The sequence below is a fragment of the Desulfovibrio diazotrophicus genome, assembly GCF_902498985.2.
Taxonomy (GTDB): domain Bacteria; phylum Desulfobacterota; class Desulfovibrionia; order Desulfovibrionales; family Desulfovibrionaceae; genus Desulfovibrio; species Desulfovibrio legallii.
On record NZ_OX346397.1, the window covers coordinates 1,035,035 to 1,053,180 of the forward strand.

Genomic DNA, 18,146 nt, shown 5'->3' on the forward strand with positions numbered 1-18,146 from the left:
TATACTGTCATTCTATGACAGTAACGCGGCAAAATAATAAACTATTCGGTGAAGTTTTGAGAGCGCAGCGGCTTGAAAAACAACTGACCCAAGAACAACTGAGTGAAAGGGTGGACGTAATCAGGCCCTTCATCAGCGCCCTTGAAAATGGCACAAGGCAACCGAGCCTTGCCATGATCCTTCGTCTTGCCAAAGCCCTGGACATAACCCCCGGACAATTACTTGATCCCGTTGCGGAGAAAATGGAGCAAAAGTAGCTATCGTTCCATATGCTGCTGTTTCCGGGCTTGCTCTTTCTCCAGCTTTTTTTCCAGCCGCACAATTTTGTTCCCCTCCATATGCAGACTTGCCCCCCATTTTTTCTGCGCGTAGCGGACGGCCACATGCCGGGCGGCTGCATTGTTGCCCGAAAAGAATAATTCTTTTCCGCTGTCCAAAACCCTGCCGCCGCCGGGCAACGTAAAAACGACTGTTCCCTTGCGGTCTACTGTTGCCGAAAAACCGCGTATCTGTGATGTTTCCCCCGCAGTACCTTCCTCTGCTGCAAGCTGCTCCATACGCAAAACCGCCAAAAGCTGCTTTTTTGCCTTGCCGCTCACGTTTTCATTTTCCAGGGCGGCTACTTCCCTGGCCGCGTACTCGGCCCGGACTTCCGCACGGTTCAACGCAAACTGGTCTTTGCCGTGCTGTGACCAGTCTTTTGCCACGGCTGCTTGTGGCTCCTTATCCGGTTCCGCAGTTTCCAGCGCAGAACGCAAAATGGCTAAAGCCGTTTCATTACCCTGACCCGCCTTATATTGCAGAAAGCCATTCCATGATGTGAAAGGAACTTCTCCGCGTATGGCATCACGGGGAGATTGAAACGGCAGTTTGGCCCTGGCTGTTTCCTCGGCCTCATGTTTTCGGGCCAGTTGCACCAGATTGCGGCGATTCTTTTTTGCTATGTTCAGACATTCCAATTCCTTGCGCTTGGCTGCCCATTTTCCCTTGATTGCCGCAAGCGCCGCATCTTCCCGATCCTTGACGGTAGCCAAACTGGTTTTCCGCTTTTCAATGCCTTGCTGGTATTCCGCATACAAGGCTCCGCGTTCCGGTGAACGGTGCAAGGGGGCATGGCAATACCGGCTTTGTTCCGATATTTTCTCCAAGCCCTGCGCTGGAAGATACGGCCCCAATTTTTTTGTCAGTTTTTTTAGTGATAGCCCTCTGTCTATCGCGCTGGCCTTCACAGTATGCCGCTGGTTATGGCGATCAGCTATGACGAGGCCATTGCCGTGGGGTTTTATCTCCATGCCGTAGAGGGCAAGCCCTTCATGGAGCGTTTGCCAGTCCGCTGCCGCTTCCAGAACATGCAAAACTTTGTCCCTGTGGGCCTTGGCATACGATTCAAAGGATTGTTGGCCTGTATGCGCTTCAATAAGGGCGGCTTTTTCGCCCAAAGACCGCTGTTTGTCTTTGGTTCGGCCATTATCAATCACAAGGCTGTATTTCTGCTCCAGCTCCCGGCATACAGTGTCTCTTTTCCAAAAATCGCGGAACGGCTCATGCCGGGTGTGCCGTTCCGGGTGAATCATGTTGTAGGCTATGTGCATGTGCAGATTGGCTGTGTTTTTGTGGACGCCGCAATGCCGCTGGTGCTCGGTGTACCCCAAGACGGCGGCAAAGCGTTCCTCTATGGCCTTGAACGCCTCCGGCGTTAGTTTCGCCTCGTCCTCCGGGCGGAAGCTGATAACAAGGTGGTAGGTCTTGCTCTGCTTGGTGCGAGTGTTCATAGCCTGAACGTCTACAGCTTCGGCAATGCCATTCTGGTAGTCTTCATCCCCAAGGCATCCGGCGCACCAGTGCATAAGGCTTTTTTCGCCTCCCTGTCTGGCATGGTTCCCGGCATCGGCTATGTAATCGGCAAGACGAGCGTAATTGTCGTTTTTCGGGCTGATGCCCACTTTCTTGCTGATCATTTTATGACCGCTATGGCTTGTTGGAGTTCACGCTGCCGGGCGTCCAGTTCATGTAAAAGGCGGTGAACCGTCTGCCTGTCCGCTCCGTTTGCCAATGCCTGTTTCACCAGCCCTCCAAGTCTGCCCAGGTCGCCTTTCAATCGGCGCAATTCAATCCTTGCCTCCTGATGCTCCAGACTTGGGACGGAAAACCCAAGGCACACCCTTTTGCTGAACGTGGAAAGGGACAGCCCCGCTTTGCTGGCCGATGCCCTGATCTGCGCGTGTTCCTCTGGTGTCAAATAGGTTCTGAGTATCAGTTTTTTGCTCGGCACGGGGAACCTCCGTTGTAACCTTGGAGGCTCTTTGGCCCGCGTAGTGACGATAAACGAGCCACGCATACTGTCTGCCGCGCTCCGTGTCGGGGGAATGGTATTTGCCTACGGCTTTCCAGTTCAGGCCGTGGCGGGCTATTTCTTCCGCCAGTATCCATTTGCCCCAACGCTCATTTGTGGCCGGATCGAGAAGTGAAAACGGGTCGAGAGCTAATCGCTCCATCCACCAAGAATTGATCTGCATCCTGCCAACGTCAAACGACTGGCCCGCTGCAATCGCCTTCCGAATAAGCCGCTCGGCTTCTTCCCGCGTGGCCGGGTAGTATGATTTCCTGGCAATATTGACCGCCAGCGGGTTCAGCCCGGATTCCTGCCGGGCTATGGCTTCCACCAGGGGCGCGGGTGGCCCTGGCTCCGCTGCGAGTACGGGCGTATGCAGACAAAGCAAAACGGTCAGTGCGAATGTCTTTTTCATGGAGCAACCGCCTCTCGTCTTTGCGTTGAGCGGAACCGCGAATAAGCAGCCCCGCAGGGCAGGACAGGAATGGAGCCGCCGAAGGTGGGTACACGTCCTCTGTCCTGTCCTCTAAATCAGAGACACAGTAGCACACGGGGGAATATTTTTGGAGAGGCTTGGAGAAGTTATACGAACATTTCCAAATGGTTCCGTTTGGATACGGCAATGTGCCTTTGTATATGAGTAGTTCCATTCACGATACAAACGTATCCGCTTGCAGCATGAACCTATTTAAACGTATACTACTGATTACAAAAATCTTTCCACAAAGATAGACGCACAGGGATTTCAACGAAAATAGGCAATCTCAAGAGGTTTTGATAAAACCATATGAGTGAAGGTAACAAGTAGGGAATAGCAAAGTGTGATCGATAACGCTTCTGCTAACCTCTCTCCGGGCGTAAGACGCCTTGACGGAGGATGTGATAGTCCCCCACACGTGGAGGGCGTGCAAAACTTGGTGGACTCAATTCAAAGAAATTAGGAGGGCATCCATGTCTGTGGTTGGGAAGAATAGAAACCCACTTAGCTATAAAAATAAAGATCGACGTCAATCTAATTTTATGTATAAAGATTTTTCAAAAAGTTCTTCAATAAATTCAAATTTTTCTGAATGTAATTTTAGGTTTGTATCTTTTCGAGGAGCAAAATTTAAGTATTGTGAATTTGATAGAGCCTTATTTGATGGGAGTGAGTTTATAGGTACAAATTTACGAGGAAGCCATTTTTCAAATGCTATATTTAAAGATGTGATATTCAATGGAGCTGTTTTAGATAAATCAAATTTCACAGAAGCAAAATTTTCAAATACAATTTTTTATAATACATCTATAAATACAGCAAAAGGGATTTCAAAAAATACAGATGGAATAATAGTTTTTGAAAAAGCAATTAGTGAAGATCAATTCTCAAAAGAATTAATCACTATTATCCAAGACTTGCGGAAGAATGATTATATCCGCAGGTCTAGAACTTTGCACTTGAAGGAAGGCAAGGTCAACACTCTCTATCTGATGTTGCTCTTACACGACTTTGAAGAACAGCCTCTTATTGAAGGGCTCAGGATGCTGCCAAACCTTATATCCAAACCATTTTATACGCTAAGCTATATAAAAAATATCTTGCGAAAACTCGCTGACCAAAGTAAATAGGCAATCCCTGCGCCCACTACTGGGAAATCCAAAGCTAATTAAGTATGTCTACGGACGGAACGGGGGTTAAAAATACTTGTAAAATTAGTGGAGGTGTTGCCTATGGTAGCAGATTCTTTGTGTGTTCTCTCTTTCTGCGCGTTTGTGCTTTGTAAAGGGGCTCCAATCATTTCTCAGTGGGCAGTGGGCGTAGATTCATCCACGGGTTCTTATCGGTATTGTCCTTGATAAAGCAAAGGTAACTCGTTCTAAACTAGATGTCAGTTGCCGCATTAGAACTAAGTGTATTTACCTTGTTTACTATGTCAGTAAACAGTTCCGCAAAAAAATCCAAAACTTGACTGTCAATTCCAGATTCATTTCCTAGGGATACTGTGTAGTTATCCCCGTCTGCAAAATCTAAAATTCTATAAATACTATCGGCACTGATGACCCTTTCTTCTGGCTTTATAATATGCTTATCTTCATCGTTTACTGTAATTACTATTTCTCTAGCGTTAGTCATTGTTAGTTTAATAGTTTTGTCCATACACTTTTAACCTCTTTTCAATAGTTTCTTTTCCTCCATCCATATTATCTGCGATAAGTTTCAATATATTAATGTTATCATCCTCATACTCCAAGCATCCGTTGTTTACAGACAATTTTCCATTATCATTCTCAATAAATATCACATTGTCCACATCAAGATTGACAACCAACAAAGGATTATGAGTGACAAAGACAATTTGTTTTTCGTCTCTTATCGCATTAAAATAGCCCAATAGTTTCTTGCTAATATTATTATTTGAAATATTGTCTTCTGGCTGATCGACAATTAGAATATTCCATGCTTGCCCATCTTGAGTAAAAAACTTGTAATACGACAACGACATTTCACCAAGCGTATTTCCAATTTGCTGATCGCCACTGTCCATAATCCGATCATGGGTTTTTGTTGATTCATTGATGAATTTTTGAAAATTTTCTTTCCATTTCCTATCTATATCTTGAATTGATGTACATCCGTATAGCGCAGCTACAAAGTCTTCATATTTTGAAATTTCCGTCAACTTGTCTATGGAATCATAGGCAGTGACAAACATATTTGAAAAAAAGCTCTTAACCATTGAAACATCGTTATACACGGCCTCCCTGGTAAAATAAAACCCATGCTTTGGATTTTTGGAAGCTCCATGAACCACGCTTGGAATTTTAGGCCAAGGAATGTACCCGTTGGTGGCTTTTATTGCAGTAATTACAGCCTCAACAACCGACTGTCTTTTGTCGCTGTGTTCTTTTGCCTCTCTTGCTTGAGCGGATGAATTAGCCTTTACTTTCCTTAAATAGTCATCAATACAACCTCTTATGATATTTTTGATAGTTATTTCATTATTTAATTTTCGCCAATTGATATCTATTTCGTTGTGAATCAATTCAAAATCGCCGAGAATTGACTCGATTTTGCTCTTGTATGCTTCAAAATAGCTATCTTCGAGCAATGATTTGATTTCAATAATGAGTGAATTTAATTTATTCCGTGGTATTTCGTGAGGGTTTTTATCGCTATCGTCTTTTTTATTTCCCATTATATCGACATAATAATTTGCAGAAGACACCTTCTCCTGAAATTCAATTATATATTTTTCCAAATTGCTTAAATTATTTTGCTTACTAATAGATAAAAGAATACCGCTTTTGAGTTTGTCTGAAAACTCTGTATAGCTACTTACAAACTGAGTATGATCAACAGGTTTGAAATTGCTTTCATCTCCCTCTGTGAATAGGGTTCCAGAGTTAAATTTTTTAATTATTTGTCCTTGCTCTACATATCTCACACCATGAAGCAAAGAACTTGAATTAGTAACGCTTAATGCATTTTCTTGAACAATATTTTTTACATATTTTTCTGAAATCTTCCCGTTAAGCAACTTGAGTATTGTTGTTTTACCTGCTCCATTTTCTCCAATAATTGCATTAATTCCGTTTACAAGTGGTATAGTTTTGTTATTGACCATAAATCCAGAAACGAAATTGACATTTTTGTTGTCACAGCAATTAAATCTCGTCTCAGGAGAAGTCACAGCCATTAACAACCCTTTGAAAGTAGGAAGAATTTTTGCCCTAGAGTGATGAAATTCTTTGTTCTGATTCTTTTTGTCATGATAAGGGTAACAAGACCAATCATGACAGTCGCTTCCAGAGAATAGCGGTACGGGAAGTGAAATCTCTTTCAGATTGTTTAACAATATCCCTTCAACTTTTGGCTTCTGAAACTCTAATGCATCAATATATCCCAATCTGATTATCTGTTCTACATCGTCAGTAGAGTCACTTAATGAATTATGCTTTCCATTATGATTATGTATGCTTTTTCGCTGAGACGCGATCAATATAGTGCTTAGGCCGATATTTTTTAAAATTTTTTCAAAAACATCTTTCGAATACACGTCATCAGGCTTTTCTAGTAGATCGTCTTTTATTGCTTTTTCAATCTTAAGAAATTTTTCATATTCATTATTCGCATCAAATATTGCAATTATATGACATTTATCCATTTGTTCATCAATCTTAACGTCGAACTCAATTCCTGCCAAAATTGATTTTACATTTGAATATGCATTATTTGGAGTGTTTAAAGTTCTACAGATTTCAATATATAAATCGGAGTCAAATCTATTGTGGTCTGTTATTGAGAATAATGCGACATTATTCTGATGAAGATTAGACAGTAGGATGCCAATATTTTCTTTCGTTGAATTATCTACAATCCCAGCGCTTTCTTTATATTCACTTGCTTTTGAGTGAATATGGAGATCAATTTTTATTATTGAGTTTAATACATCACTCATTCTGTAACCACTCCAATAAAATCAAAGCTCTATTTGTTTCTATCAAACGCTAATCTGGCCACGGGTGTGATACCGGTTGAGGCGATTAGGATTCTCCTTCACTCCAATCACGCAGTTTTTGCTGTAACTCTTCTTTTGAAGGCAAATATAGTTGATACTGTGAGGCATAAATATTGGCATCTTCTGGCAATGTTAGTTCCACCAAGGCGTCATTTTTGAGCTTGCAAAGAAGAATCCCCACAGTCGGGTTTTCCTCTGGTAATTTCACATGGCGGTCAAAGTAGTTCACATACATTTGCATCTGGCCCAAATCCTGATGGGTCAGCTTCCCGATCTTCAAGTCTATCAGCACATAACAGCGTAATAGTCGGTTGAAAAAGACTAGATCGACATAAAAGTGGTCTGCGCCGAAGGAAAAGCGTTTTTGCCGGGCTTCAAACAGGAAGCCCTTGCCAAGCTCCAGCAAAAAGGCTTCAAGCCGATCAATGATGGCGCTTTCCAGGTCGTGTTCAGAGTAGTGAGCTTTTTCCTCTAGGCCAAGGAACTCCAGCACCAGCGGGTCTTTGATCAACTGGCGCGGGGCCTGCGGCAAATCGCCTTCGCTTGCTAAACGCTCTACACCTTCCTTGTCCCGGCTAAGAGCAAGCCTCTCATACAGGCAGGAGTCCACCTGACGTTTCAGGGTGCGCAAATTCCAGCTATGGCGGGCAGCTTCGATTTCATAGAACATCCGCTCTTCCTGGTTGGCAATCCCCATAAGAAAAACGTAATGTGACCAGCTAATTAGGGGTAGTCCTGGCAATTGTGCAGACGCTGTCTGCACAATCTTCTCGCTCTTTTCCTGAGTGAATTGTGCAGACAGCGTCTGCGCAATTTGCGGGAATGACACGAGTTCGGCTGGCAGGGCCTTCACCCGTGGAGAATACATGAGGTAAAATTGGCGCATCAATGCCAAGTTTCTCTTGGAAAATCCACGTCCAAATTCAGAAGTCATTGACTGAGCCAAATGCTCCATTGTCTGCTTACCGTAGGCAGCCCGCTTATCGCCTCCCTGCTCATGCTCGACAATACGTTGCCCGATAGTAAAATTCATGGCGACTTGAATAGTGTCAACGCTTTGGGTGGCAAGGGTGCGGGCAGCAATTACGATTTCCCGTACTTGCTGAACAAGATTGGTTGTCTCTGAGGTCGTTATGATAGATTGTTTTGGCATTGTGGAAATATACGCTATTCCAGTTGGGTTGCAAAGTTGCCCGTAGGGAAAAATCGTGTTTCATTCACTGGCCGCGCCGGAGGCGCGTGTCTTTCCTCTTTTCGGTCATGGGACTCATGGCGGCCAAAGCGAAAAATAATCCGTATAAATTGGCTTCCATCCTTTTCCTTTCTTAATTTTTTTGTCTCTTGGGTTTTATGAGCGACAACTAACGCCCAACTACGCGACACCTATCTTTCTTCGGTAGCAGGGACTTTGCGTACATATGCAAATCCAGGTCACAAAATTCGATTTTTCAGGGATGGAAGAAGCCGGAACAGGCTCAACACTTAGGAAAATCCCATGAGGCCAGACGCGCAAATTTTGCTATGCGTGTCTGCCGGGGCTGTAGTCGGCTGGCAAACCGAGTTCCGCGTTTGTTCGCCTTCGGCACTCGTCTGGCGTGAGATCAGCAATCATGTACTTCGCACACGTCATGTTCCAGCGCCGTGTCTCTTCTTCGCGTTTTTCTTGGTTTGCGCGTGAGCGTTGCGGCTTGAATGTGAATGAATTGCGAAGCCCTTTTGTCATTCGGCGCATGAGGTCTGACAGCTTGCGTTGGGCTTTCATGGCTCTGCGCTGCAATTTGGCGGTAGCTCTGGCTCTTTCTCGCTGGAGCATCGGCCCAAGGCCAAGAAATTCAAAAAAGAGGTTGGTGACAACGCGGATCGCCCGTAGGCCAACATAGTCGCCCTGATCGTTGATTGCGCGGGGTTGCTGCACCTTCATAAAGCCCGCTTCTTTGAGCAAAGCAATAGCCCGTTCACAACGGCGTTGGCCGATACCGGAATCACGGACTATGGTTCGCATATCAATGTCTATAAATCCGGCATCAAGAGTGGGTGTACCAAGGCAGAGAGAGGCAAGGTCAAGGTGAGATAGAATTGTCTCAATGACAATCTGGCAAGCCTCCCGCCGCTCGGAACGGGTTTTCCTGTGTGGGTGTGATTGCAAAGGCTTGCACTTTCCAGGGTGGAAGTACCAAGCCTTTGCCCGCTCTGCGGCAAGGGAGAGGATGCGCGGCAAGCCGCCCTTGCCTTTACGGATAGGGCGGGCTGGCGTCAGTGTGGGGCAACGTGGATCATGCCCGCAACGATTTCCCGGCATGTGCTACTCGCCGGGGAAAAATTGAAAACAACGGCTCAAAAAGCCGCCAACAAAAATCCAGATAAGAATGGGGAGCGGTTCAAATCCCGATTGGGGAGTTGAATCAGCGACCAGACGGTTTTGTGGTCGTATTTGCCGCACCCCGCAAATGGCAAAACAAATGAGAAATTCCCGCTCGGTTACGGCGATCAGAAAGAGGCAAAATAGCCCGTTTGATAGGGGAAGGAAAACGAGGGCTGTGTACCTAAACTGTGTACCACGCTGTGTACCGCTGTGTATTTCTTGTACCGTTATGCATGTGTAACCCCTTGAAATTGTACGGTGACGTGGGGTTGTGTAACGGCTTTCACGCCGTCGACAGGGGTTCAAATCCCCTTGGGGACGCCAAATGATTCCAAGAGGTTATAACAAAAACCTCACCAGATACCCACAGGGGGTTAGGCCCGGGGGTTAGTTTTGAAAAAAGGCTGCATGAAAATGCGGCCTTTTTTTGTTTTCAAAAACGAAGTCTGAAGCATATTCTTCTACTCCGTACCAGTCGTGCTCTCTACTCCGTACCTGTTGCGATAAGTTTTTCGGAAGTTCGCCCTTGCTTGCGGCGAATCACAATTGCCTTTGCCTCCCCCACCTGCTTCTCTTCCTTTTTGTCTGCAAAGGCTTCCTTTTTTGATAAAGGCGAAGAAGGAGCAGGAAAGAGCGTGTGACGATTGGCAGGGCCACGGCTTGCCAGTACGCTCAGAGCATCCGAAACTTCCGAGAATGCTCCAAGGCTGTGCAGGTATCTGTCCGTGGTTGTCTGCTTTTCGTGTCGCAGGGCGTGCTGGATGGCAAAGAGGCTTTTGCCCTCCTGTGCCAAGATGGTGGCGGCCAGATGCCGGATGGCGTGAAACCCGAATGGTTTCACCTTGGCCTTGGCGCAAAGCCTTTTCATTACGTGGGCTGCCGTTTTGTATGGTTGCCCGATGTACGGCTCCACCGGGCAGGTGAATACATGGTTCCCCTTGCCCTGGCGGTATTGCCACAGCCAGAGCATGGTGGCCCGCACTTCTTCATTCATGGGCATTTCGTCACGTTTTACCGTGCCTGTGCGGGTTTTGCGTGTGGTCAGCACCACTGTGCCACGCTCAAAGTCCACATCCTGCCAAGTCAACTTGAGAAGTTCGCCCTTACGGGCCGCAAGGTTGAGAAAGCAGGTCAGCATGGCCTTCTCGCGTTCCGGGGCCGCCTCATAGACCTTCCAGAAATCCTCTTCCGGCGGAATGTACCGGGGAACACGGATTTCAGCATACCGCTGGCAGGCCAGAAAAGGATCCGGCATATCCAGCGGAAAATGGTCGAGGTAGGCTGCGCCCCACTTCCAGGCGGTAGTCAAGATTTTTCGATCTTTGTTGGAGCAGTTGGGGCCGCGTTGGTCATGCTGCCAGGCAAGGTACTTGCGGGCCTTTTTTCTGTCGAAGGATTCAACTGAATCATCTGGCGACAGTCCCTTGGTCTGTTCAAGGTAGCGGATGAACCGCCGAAAGCCGTCACGCTTCTCTTTGAAGGTTGCCAGAGTATTGCGCCGCTGACATTCCTCAAGGTAGGCCGTTCCCCATTCAAGAACCGTCACCCTTTGGGGCTTGGAGGCCAAAGGGATCATTTCTTCGGGTGCTGCTGCGGCTGCTTCCTCCAGTTCCTTTCTGGTGGTCACTTCCCAGGCTATGGCATTTTTTTCGTCGGCCTTGCTGCTGCCGAACCATTTTACTGCTGCCATCCTGCCCTGAAACCAGACTTGCCCTTTCCAACGCTTGGGGGAGCCTTTTTTCTTGCTCGTGAAGGTTGCCATTGAATATCTCCACTATGCGATTTTCAAGGAACCTTAGAGCGTGCCCAATCCGCACACCCCCGAACACTGTATAATACCGTCTGACCGTTCGCACATCAAGGCGGAAGATCGCAGCAACTTCACTTGCTGTAAGAATACGGCCCAGCTGGCCTGGAGATGGGGGCAATTGGCTTTTCATCAGGATTCCTGTATTTTCCTTTTGAAAACCATATGCCACGTCAGGCAACAAAAATGAGACTGCAAGAATTTCCCTCCTACTGCGGACGACAGTTTTACAGGGAAGTAGTGTCCGGCCCTGCTCGTGCCCATGCAGTCGGAAAATCAGACGATATCAGATCGAGGCATAATTGATGGACTGTGAGAAACACTCATGTGGGAAATCGAAGATATAAAAGAAGCCTGTAACCGGATTGAACGGAATACGGTTTATGGGGCTTTTGAATGCTGCCAGCAGTTTTTTTCATCCATCATGAGTAATGAAGACATTCTCAGATTGCGTGGACTGTCTGAAAAAAGGTGTCTCACCTGGGATGCCCTTTACGAAGCCTGGATTGCTGCCTTTTTTGACAGGATCCCTTCTGCTGATGAAAATACCCTGGCAAAAATTCTGGGAACTCGAACCAAGAAGGAAGCATTGGCGATTGAATACTTTGATGAAAGTAACAGTTTACCCCTATATCATGAACTTGAAAACCGAAGTTTCAGGGAAATACTGCCGTACATCAATACTCACTACAAGCTGAGTCTGAAGCGATTAAAAGAAAAATACGAATACAACCCTCGATTTGAAGAAACTGTCACTTCCGCATTTAAAGCGAAGATGAAAAAACTGGAGAAAAAAAGATCAGCCACCCCGCCTGACAGTGAAATCTTACGTCAGACATTACAGGAAGACATTTTTGCAAAAATCAGGTCCTGGGCAGCGCTTATAGAATATGTCACCCTGCTGGTTCCTAATGATACAGGTAGCATACATGACACAGACGATCTTTATGACGCACTGATGGCTTTGCAGAATCTGCGTCATAGGGAAAAGAACAAATTTCCAGTTTCCCGGATCACAACCTGCTCCTTATGCTGGCGCGTTGTAGATCTTTTCATGGCAAAAAAGAAAAATAGCGCACGATGCCATGTTCACCTTTATGAAAAGGTTGCCGGGACGCCAGCACGAAAAAAGGCATATGAGCGAGCTCTGAAAATTACCTCAAGGCTCCGCCTTGCCCATTCTTCACGAAGCCGCCTGCTGGCTGCCCTGATCAGGTTTTTCCCCTATGAAGAAAAACTTATCCAAGTCCGTCTGAATCTCTGGAACTGGTGGGAGCATGAACCGCCACAAAGCATTTGCCCTGCCACCGGAACACAAGACTTTCCTGATGAATTCTGGCTGGCGTTGCCTCATGTAGCTGAATTTTTGCGTCAGCAGGCATGCCCTCTGGATTCCATAAATGCCATTGTTGAAACCATGATGCCCCTTGATTCCGGCGCTGATGCTCAAACGGTAGCCGATTACAATCAATGGATTGCAGCATGGACAAAAGACATCCGTTATTTCCTGCCGGTCTTCGCCCATGCGGAAACGTGGCTTGCAATCTATAAGGAACTGTATCCGTCCCTCCCAGTCGATATGTAAGCGGGAAATTCTTTCAGTCTCATTTCATTCCGGTTTTTTTGTACACGATGATCATTGGAGGTCATCGTGTTTTTTTATGCCCACAAATTTTCTTTGCTGATGAAGATTCCCGAAGGGCGCACTTATGCAAACACGCTTCGCGGTTTGCGCGCGCGAGGGCTGTGCCCCTCGACCCCAAAATGCAAAATGCACCAGGGCTGCCGGGGATAGGCTGTGGCGATTTATCATCTCCATATGCAGACCATCAGTCGCGCTGACGGCAGAAGTGCGGTAGCCGCCGCTGCCTACAGGGCCGCTTCTCGTCTGACGGCTGCCGATGGCCGTGTGTTCGACTTTCGACGCAAGCAAGGAGTGGTGGCGCGAGAAATTTTTGTACCTGAAGGTTGTCCCGCCATCGGCAGGCAAGATTTGTGGTTGCTGGCAGAGCGTACAGAAAAACGCAAAAACTCCACCCTGGCCCGCGAAATGGATATGGCCATTCCTGTGGAGCTGAGCAAGGTGGAGCGGTTCAAGCTTGCGGCCCAATTTTGCCGCTGGCTTGCGCAGGAATATCAGGTGGCAGTGGATTGCTGCATGCACAGGAAGGACAGAAATGATCAAGAGGAGAATCCACACATACATGTCATGTTCACGACTCGCCGCTATTCGCAGGAGGGGACGTTGGGCGCAAAAACCCGTGAGCTTGATGACCTGAAAACGCGAAAAACGCACCTCCTGCATATTCGTGAAAGATGGGCGAATTTCTGCAATGAGTATCTCCAATTTTATGGAAAAATAATAGATCATCGCTCCTTTAAAGATCAGGGAATTGATGCATTGCCGCAAATTCATGTGGGTTCTGCGGCAACAACAATGGCTCGCCGTGGGCTGGAAACAGAGCGTGGCGCACTTAACCGGGATATTCAGAATACTAATTCTGAAATTCTACAACTGCAACAGGAGATTGAAAATGCCAAATGCTTGGGAAATGGAAGTGGCAGAGAATGTACAGAGGGAACTCAAAAATATGGAGCCAAAGATAGCGAGCTATCTGAGAAAATTGGTGCAGGAGGAGGCCAACAACGATTGGGGGCAGGCTCTAGTACTTATGGATTTGGTTCACAAGGAACTGTTGGAGGTCAAAGCCCAACTCCAGAAGATGGGCAAAGGAGAAATCCCACCATCCCACTCCATACAGACTCTGGTGGCACGTCTGGAGGCTCTGGAGGAAGGCCATGCCCAGTTGAAGACGGACGTCCGGCTTATGATGCCCACGCAAACCGAACAGAGCGGGTAGCAGCCTTGGAGGTGCTGGCACACAGCTGCGTCAGCACCTCCAAGGAAATTCAAAGTGATATCCATGCTCTGGTTGAAGTTGTAAACTTGCGCTGTCTTGAAAGCAGTATTCGCCAACGCCGATTGCAGCGCCTTAAAGAACCCAGCATGGAAGTCATTGTGGAATGCGGGCGTGTTATCAAAGAAATTCTTCATACCGTGGATAGGGTTAACGCGCAGGCCATCCATAAGACGCTGCTATTCTCCGCACCACAGCCTTCATCGCGCCTCGTTACCCTCACCGAAAAGGCTAAGGACATCATTGCTGTCGGCCAGAGTATTCAAAAAGAAATTCTGGCGGCTGTTGATCACAGAAACGTTCAATATATCCAGGAGTATCTGGATAGAAGACGCCTCAGAGAATTCAAAGCGTCCTGTCTTGACATTAGTGTTGAATGCGACCGCACAATCCGAGAAATTTTCGAGGCCACAGACAGGTTGGATGCCCGCTTCATAGAGCAATGGCTTGCCCGGCACAGCGCACCAAACTTTATTGATGAGCAAGAAATATCCTTGCTTAAGCCGCCATACTGCCCCTATGTGGTCAGAATAAATCTGGAAAATGATGACCCCCCCCAATGGATGGAGTCCAATGGCGTGATTCGGACAAATCTTGATACCCCGGAAACATCTGGGCCGGACCTCGCAGAGGGGGCTCCCGACAGCCCAGATGATACGGAAATAAACAATGCGCCTACATAGCACTGCATATACTATAGGAGATTATCATGAACCCCAATAACCAGATGGCTCCCGAAAATATCACCTCCAACATTCTTCCGAGAAAAACTCTCGCTGAAAAAATGGCCAACCTGCAACTCCAAAAGCAGAAGCTGGCTCAAAAAACAGCAGCCTTGAATAAAGAGGCCCGCAAAGAACGTGATGGGCAGCTTATTGCCTGGGGCATCATGGTTGAGACCCAATACCGGAACGGCTCTTCAGAACAGCGTGAACGATTTATCACTGCCGCTCATGAACTGCTCAAGGACAGGAACCTGAGCCGTGCCCTTGCAGGTTTTGCTCGGTTGGATAATGAAATAGCAAATATGGTGAAAGTTTATCAGCCTGATAACAATACCAAATAATTACAATCAAGGTTTATTCACAAACGGTGCGGCAACGATTGGAGTCGTATAGCAATCCATCTAATTTCAAGATGAGCTCAACTCTGTTCGGTACTGCGACAACCATTTCGTTTGCCTGTTTTAGTGACACAGGTTGTATGGGCTGATATCCAATTCCTCCTGCGGTATTTTTCAAGACTCATAATATGCGTAAAACCTCTCAGAGAACAAGCCAGCATATCGTAGATATAGAAGTGGGTTCACTTCTTTGGACCAGTCAGCGGCAAAACTAAGGTGGACAGTTTCATTGGTTATGCCGCCCATCTAGGGCTAATCAGAGGTGGCACTCCCTCTGGTTTGTACTGCTGATATATCTCCATCGGCTTTCGGCCGTCAAAGGTCTTATGCGGACGCCGGTTATTGTAGAAGCCAAACCACCATGCCAGGACCCGGCAGAGCTCGCTCCCTGTCTCTATCTCTCGCAAATACAGGCATTCATATTTCAGAGAACGCCAGAGACGTTCGATCATCACGTTATCCATCCAGCGGCCTCGGCCATCCATTGAGATGCGTGCTCCGGCCTCCCTGAGCGTCTTCGTAAACTCGTAGCTCGTAAACTGAGAACCCTGATCCGTATTGAAGATTTCTGGTACGCCGTAGCGATTCATTGCATCTTCCAGGGCGGCCACACAGAAATCAGCATCCATTGTATTCGACACGCGCCAGGCGAGCACCGCTCGGCTATACCAGTCCATAATCGCCACAAGGTACAAGAAACCGCGCCGCATCGGAATGTATGTGATGTCGGCACACCACACCTGGTTTGGCCTTGTGATCGCCTTGCCCCGCAGCAGGTACGGATACGTCTTGTGCTGCGGATGCGGTTGGCTTGTCTTCGGCTTCTGGTAAACGGCCATCAGACCCATTTTGCGCATAAGCCGTCGCACGCGATTACGCCCAATTAGATGGCCTTCATCACGCAGAACGTTGCGCATTTGCCGGGAACCGAAGAACGGCAACTCCAGAAACAATTCATCTATGCGCTTCATGAGCACCAAATTGTACGCGGACTCACCGATCGGTTGGTAGTAGTATGTTGAGCGTTGCAGTTTGAGGATTTCGCACTGCCGCCGAACACTGAGCACTGGGTGCCCCAAGTCGACGATTTTACGCCTTCGCTCGCAGCTCAAATTTTGGCGAAGGCTTGCTGTAAAAAATCCTTCTCCACAGTAAGTTGGCCAATCTTGGCATGAAGCTCCTTGATACGGGCTTCATCATTCTGCTGAGCCTTCTGGGACTTGCCCGCAAAGCCAGCTGCAATCTGCTCCTTGGCCTGCTGTTTCCACTGAGAAATCTGATTTGGATGCACGCCATGCTTGCTGGCAAGCTCGGACAAGCTTTGCTCCCCAGACAGGGCATCAAGGGCGACGCGGGTCTTGAATTCGGCGGTGAACTTCCTTCTCGATTTGGACATAAAAAGCCTCCTTTGACTTCTTACGTCCACCTTAGCTCACGGTCCAGTTTTCCGAACCCACTTCTTATATAATCTAATGATATTAATGATAATATAAAAATATCATTACACTTATATATAATTTCTGCAATGATGCATCATACCATTGATGCTTAATTAAATTTGTCTTAAATTGCAGAGGTGACTTCACACATCATTAAGCTCGCGCAGATGCCGCAAATCGGCAACCACTAGGCCAAAATAGAAATCAGATCATTGCTGTCCGGCTAAGGGGTAACAAAAAAGTCCAAAATCTCAGCAGTATGTGGTATAAGAAGTTACCACAACAACTTGCCACACAAGGAGATTTTGGACTTGAGCCATCATACTACACTCTTCTCTCAACTGCTATCCCTGATACCGGGACATGTTTTTGAAAAACTCGAACGCAAGCACAAAACTGGCCGCTCTTCACGCCAATTTGGATTCAAGGAGCAATTCACCGTCATGGCCTTTATCCAACTCGCTGCAAGGCGCTCTTTACGCGATGGGCTTCGCGCCTTGGAGGCGGCCAAGAGACGGCTGTATCACCTCGGCTTGAAATCAGTAGCGCGTTCCACGGTTGCCGATGCCAACAATTCAAGGCCTGTGGAATTTTTCAAAGACCTGTTCACTGAAATGTATGGCCTGTGCCATCTTCGTGCGCCTCGTCACAAATTCCGCTTCAAGTGCAAGCTGTACAGCATGGACGCCACCACCATCAGCCTATGCCTGTCCATCTTTCCCTGGGCGTCGTTCCGGCGGAACAAGGCTGGCGTGAAAGTAAATACCGTGCTTGACCACGATGGCTACATTCCCGCTTTTCTCGATATCAACAATGCCAAAACCCACGAAAGCCGCATGGCCAAAAGTCTTTCATTGCCAAAGGGTTCCATCGTCACCTTCGATAAAGGCTATATCTGCTATTCCTGGTTTCGCATGTTGACCGCGAAGGGCATTTTCTTCGTAACCCGACTGAAGAGCAATGCTGCCTATAAGCTCGTTGATCGCCGCGCCGTAGACCGGAAAACCGGGGTCACGTCCGATCACATCATTGACGTGAGCAGCCGGGGAAAAACCACTCGTCTACGCAGAATCGGCTATCGCGATGCGAAAACCGGCAAACGGTACGAATTTTTGACCAACCATTTCCGCCTGTCCGCCAAGACAATTGCTGATATCTATAAAGAACGCTGGCAAATTGAAATATTCTTCCGCGAAGTCAAACAAAATCTGCATATTAAAAGCTTTGTCGGGCGCTCGGAGAATGCGGTGCACATCCAGATTTATACGGCCCTGACCGTGTATTTACTCCTGGCCTATCAGAAATTCCTGAGCAAGCTTGGGCTGTCGGTGCAACAACTCTTCGAGCTCATTTGCTTGAATCTGTTCGGCAAGGATTCTCTGGAAGAACTTCTGAATCCGCGAAGACGAAAAACTATAAACACCTATAGTTATAGCCTGTTAGCTATGGGTGCTTAACCGGACAACATTGAAATCAGATATACCCCTCTGACGGCACTCAACATTTTGCAATGAATGGGGAAACTCACCCGGCGAGATAATCCGTAGAGTCTTGGGAGTTTCATTGTCATTGTTGCCTTCAAGCCAGCCCGAAAGCAAAGCCATTGCTTTTTTGCGCCAACTAATCATTGTAATTGGGGTGATAGATTCAGCTTTGCCATAGCGTT

15 protein-coding genes are annotated in these 18,146 nt (G+C 47.2%); 6 read left to right on the forward strand and 9 right to left on the reverse strand.

The window, feature by feature from the left end:
• Window positions 1–14 precede the first annotated feature (14 nt).
• The gene (locus tag J7I12_RS04475; protein WP_208361010.1) at window positions 15–257 is read left to right on the forward strand and encodes a helix-turn-helix domain-containing protein; all 243 of its coding nucleotides are present in this window, start codon (window positions 15–17) and stop codon (window positions 255–257) included.
• Here the strand turns inward: J7I12_RS04475 and traI are convergent, their stop codons facing one another.
• Genes traI through J7I12_RS04490 form a run of 3 tightly spaced genes read right to left on the reverse strand, consistent with a single transcriptional unit; the run spans window position 258 to window position 2,747 of the window.
• The gene (gene traI / locus J7I12_RS04480; RefSeq protein ID WP_208361012.1) at window positions 258–1,958 is read right to left on the reverse strand and encodes a TraI/MobA(P) family conjugative relaxase; all 1,701 of its coding nucleotides are present in this window, start codon (window positions 1,956–1,958) and stop codon (window positions 258–260) included.
• Entirely contained in the window at window positions 1,955–2,215 is a 261-nt protein-coding gene (locus J7I12_RS04485) for a plasmid mobilization protein (protein WP_425340167.1), read from the reverse strand. The genes traI and J7I12_RS04485 overlap by 4 nt, the downstream gene beginning before the upstream one ends.
• On the reverse strand, window positions 2,109–2,747 hold the full coding sequence (locus tag J7I12_RS04490; protein ID WP_236031571.1) for a lytic transglycosylase domain-containing protein: 639 nt from the start codon (window positions 2,745–2,747) through the stop codon (window positions 2,109–2,111). Before J7I12_RS04490 ends, J7I12_RS04485 begins: the two co-directional genes overlap by 107 nt.
• 536 nt (window positions 2,748–3,283) lie before the next feature.
• On the opposite strand from J7I12_RS04490, the gene J7I12_RS04495 reads away from it, so the two are divergent.
• On the forward strand, window positions 3,284–3,940 hold the full coding sequence (locus tag J7I12_RS04495; protein WP_208361014.1) for a pentapeptide repeat-containing protein: 657 nt from the start codon (window positions 3,284–3,286) through the stop codon (window positions 3,938–3,940).
• A 253-nt stretch (window positions 3,941–4,193) separates the two neighbouring features.
• Here the strand turns inward: J7I12_RS04495 and J7I12_RS04500 are convergent, their stop codons facing one another.
• The 5 genes from J7I12_RS04500 to J7I12_RS04520 all read right to left on the reverse strand — a co-directional run bounded on the left by J7I12_RS04500 (window position 4,194) and on the right by J7I12_RS04520 (window position 10,769).
• A complete protein-coding gene (locus J7I12_RS04500; protein ID WP_208361015.1) occupies window positions 4,194–4,469 on the reverse strand; it encodes a hypothetical protein in 276 nt (91 codons plus the stop codon).
• A complete protein-coding gene (locus tag J7I12_RS04505; RefSeq protein ID WP_208361017.1) occupies window positions 4,453–6,771 on the reverse strand; it encodes an ATP-binding cassette domain-containing protein in 2,319 nt (772 codons plus the stop codon). The genes J7I12_RS04500 and J7I12_RS04505 overlap by 17 nt, the downstream gene beginning before the upstream one ends.
• 85 nt (window positions 6,772–6,856) lie before the next feature.
• On the reverse strand, window positions 6,857–7,984 hold the full coding sequence (locus J7I12_RS04510; RefSeq protein WP_208361020.1) for a PDDEXK nuclease domain-containing protein: 1,128 nt from the start codon (window positions 7,982–7,984) through the stop codon (window positions 6,857–6,859).
• Between the two features lie 366 nt (window positions 7,985–8,350).
• Window positions 8,351–9,130, reverse strand: a complete 780-nt coding sequence (locus J7I12_RS04515) for an F-box protein (RefSeq protein WP_208361022.1) — start codon at window positions 9,128–9,130, stop codon at window positions 8,351–8,353.
• Between the two features lie 547 nt (window positions 9,131–9,677).
• Complete coding sequence (locus tag J7I12_RS04520; protein ID WP_498794058.1) at window positions 9,678–10,769, reverse strand: tyrosine-type recombinase/integrase; 1,092 nt, start codon at window positions 10,767–10,769, stop codon at window positions 9,678–9,680.
• Window positions 10,770–11,325: 556 nt separating this feature from the next.
• Between J7I12_RS04520 and J7I12_RS04525 the strand changes: the two genes are divergently transcribed.
• From J7I12_RS04525 to J7I12_RS04535, 3 genes are all read left to right on the forward strand, one after another.
• Window positions 11,326–12,585, forward strand: coding sequence for a hypothetical protein (locus J7I12_RS04525; protein ID WP_208361025.1), 1,260 nt, complete (start codon window positions 11,326–11,328; stop codon window positions 12,583–12,585).
• 213 nt (window positions 12,586–12,798) lie between these two features.
• Window positions 12,799–14,601 (forward strand): MobA/MobL family protein, encoded by a 1,803-nt coding sequence (locus tag J7I12_RS04530; RefSeq protein ID WP_498794060.1) that lies wholly within the window; start codon window positions 12,799–12,801, stop codon window positions 14,599–14,601.
• Window positions 14,602–14,627: 26 nt separating this feature from the next.
• A complete protein-coding gene (locus J7I12_RS04535; RefSeq protein ID WP_072312170.1) occupies window positions 14,628–14,984 on the forward strand; it encodes a hypothetical protein in 357 nt (118 codons plus the stop codon).
• Window positions 14,985–15,274: 290 nt separating this feature from the next.
• Here J7I12_RS04535 and J7I12_RS04540 read toward each other — a convergent pair.
• Window positions 15,275–16,437 (reverse strand): IS3 family transposase gene (locus J7I12_RS04540; RefSeq protein WP_208361029.1). Its coding sequence is split into 2 segments (ribosomal slippage): window positions 15,275–16,159 and window positions 16,162–16,437, totalling 1,161 coding nucleotides; the frame shifts between segments, so codons are not numbered across the junction.
• A gap of 354 nt (window positions 16,438–16,791) precedes the next feature.
• Between J7I12_RS04540 and J7I12_RS04545 the strand changes: the two genes are divergently transcribed.
• Window positions 16,792–17,937 carry an IS4 family transposase gene (locus J7I12_RS04545; RefSeq protein ID WP_096152647.1) on the forward strand — a complete coding sequence of 382 codons (1,146 nt, stop codon included), beginning with the start codon at window positions 16,792–16,794 and terminating at the stop codon, window positions 17,935–17,937.
• Window positions 17,938–18,146: the final 209 nt, after the last annotated feature.

What these genes read in the sequence shown, in the direction of transcription:
- J7I12_RS04525 (WP_208361025.1), top strand. Translation starts at nt 11,326, where the DNA reads ATGTGGGAAATCGAAGATATAAAAGAAGCCTGTAACCGGATTGAACGG.
- J7I12_RS04510 (WP_208361020.1), bottom strand. Translation starts at nt 7,984, where the DNA reads ATGCCAAAACAATCTATCATAACGACCTCAGAGACAACCAATCTTGTT.
- J7I12_RS04475 (WP_208361010.1), top strand. Translation starts at nt 15, where the DNA reads ATGACAGTAACGCGGCAAAATAATAAACTATTCGGTGAAGTTTTGAGA.
- J7I12_RS04490 (WP_236031571.1), bottom strand. Translation starts at nt 2,747, where the DNA reads ATGAAAAAGACATTCGCACTGACCGTTTTGCTTTGTCTGCATACGCCC.
- J7I12_RS04535 (WP_072312170.1), top strand. Translation starts at nt 14,628, where the DNA reads ATGAACCCCAATAACCAGATGGCTCCCGAAAATATCACCTCCAACATT.
- J7I12_RS04495 (WP_208361014.1), top strand. Translation starts at nt 3,284, where the DNA reads ATGTCTGTGGTTGGGAAGAATAGAAACCCACTTAGCTATAAAAATAAA.
- J7I12_RS04515 (WP_208361022.1), bottom strand. Translation starts at nt 9,130, where the DNA reads ATGCCGGGAAATCGTTGCGGGCATGATCCACGTTGCCCCACACTGACG.
- J7I12_RS04505 (WP_208361017.1), bottom strand. Translation starts at nt 6,771, where the DNA reads ATGAGTGATGTATTAAACTCAATAATAAAAATTGATCTCCATATTCAC.
- J7I12_RS04520 (WP_498794058.1), bottom strand. Translation starts at nt 10,769, where the DNA reads ATGATCCCTTTGGCCTCCAAGCCCCAAAGGGTGACGGTTCTTGAATGG.
- J7I12_RS04500 (WP_208361015.1), bottom strand. Translation starts at nt 4,469, where the DNA reads ATGGACAAAACTATTAAACTAACAATGACTAACGCTAGAGAAATAGTA.
- traI (WP_208361012.1), bottom strand. Translation starts at nt 1,958, where the DNA reads ATGATCAGCAAGAAAGTGGGCATCAGCCCGAAAAACGACAATTACGCT.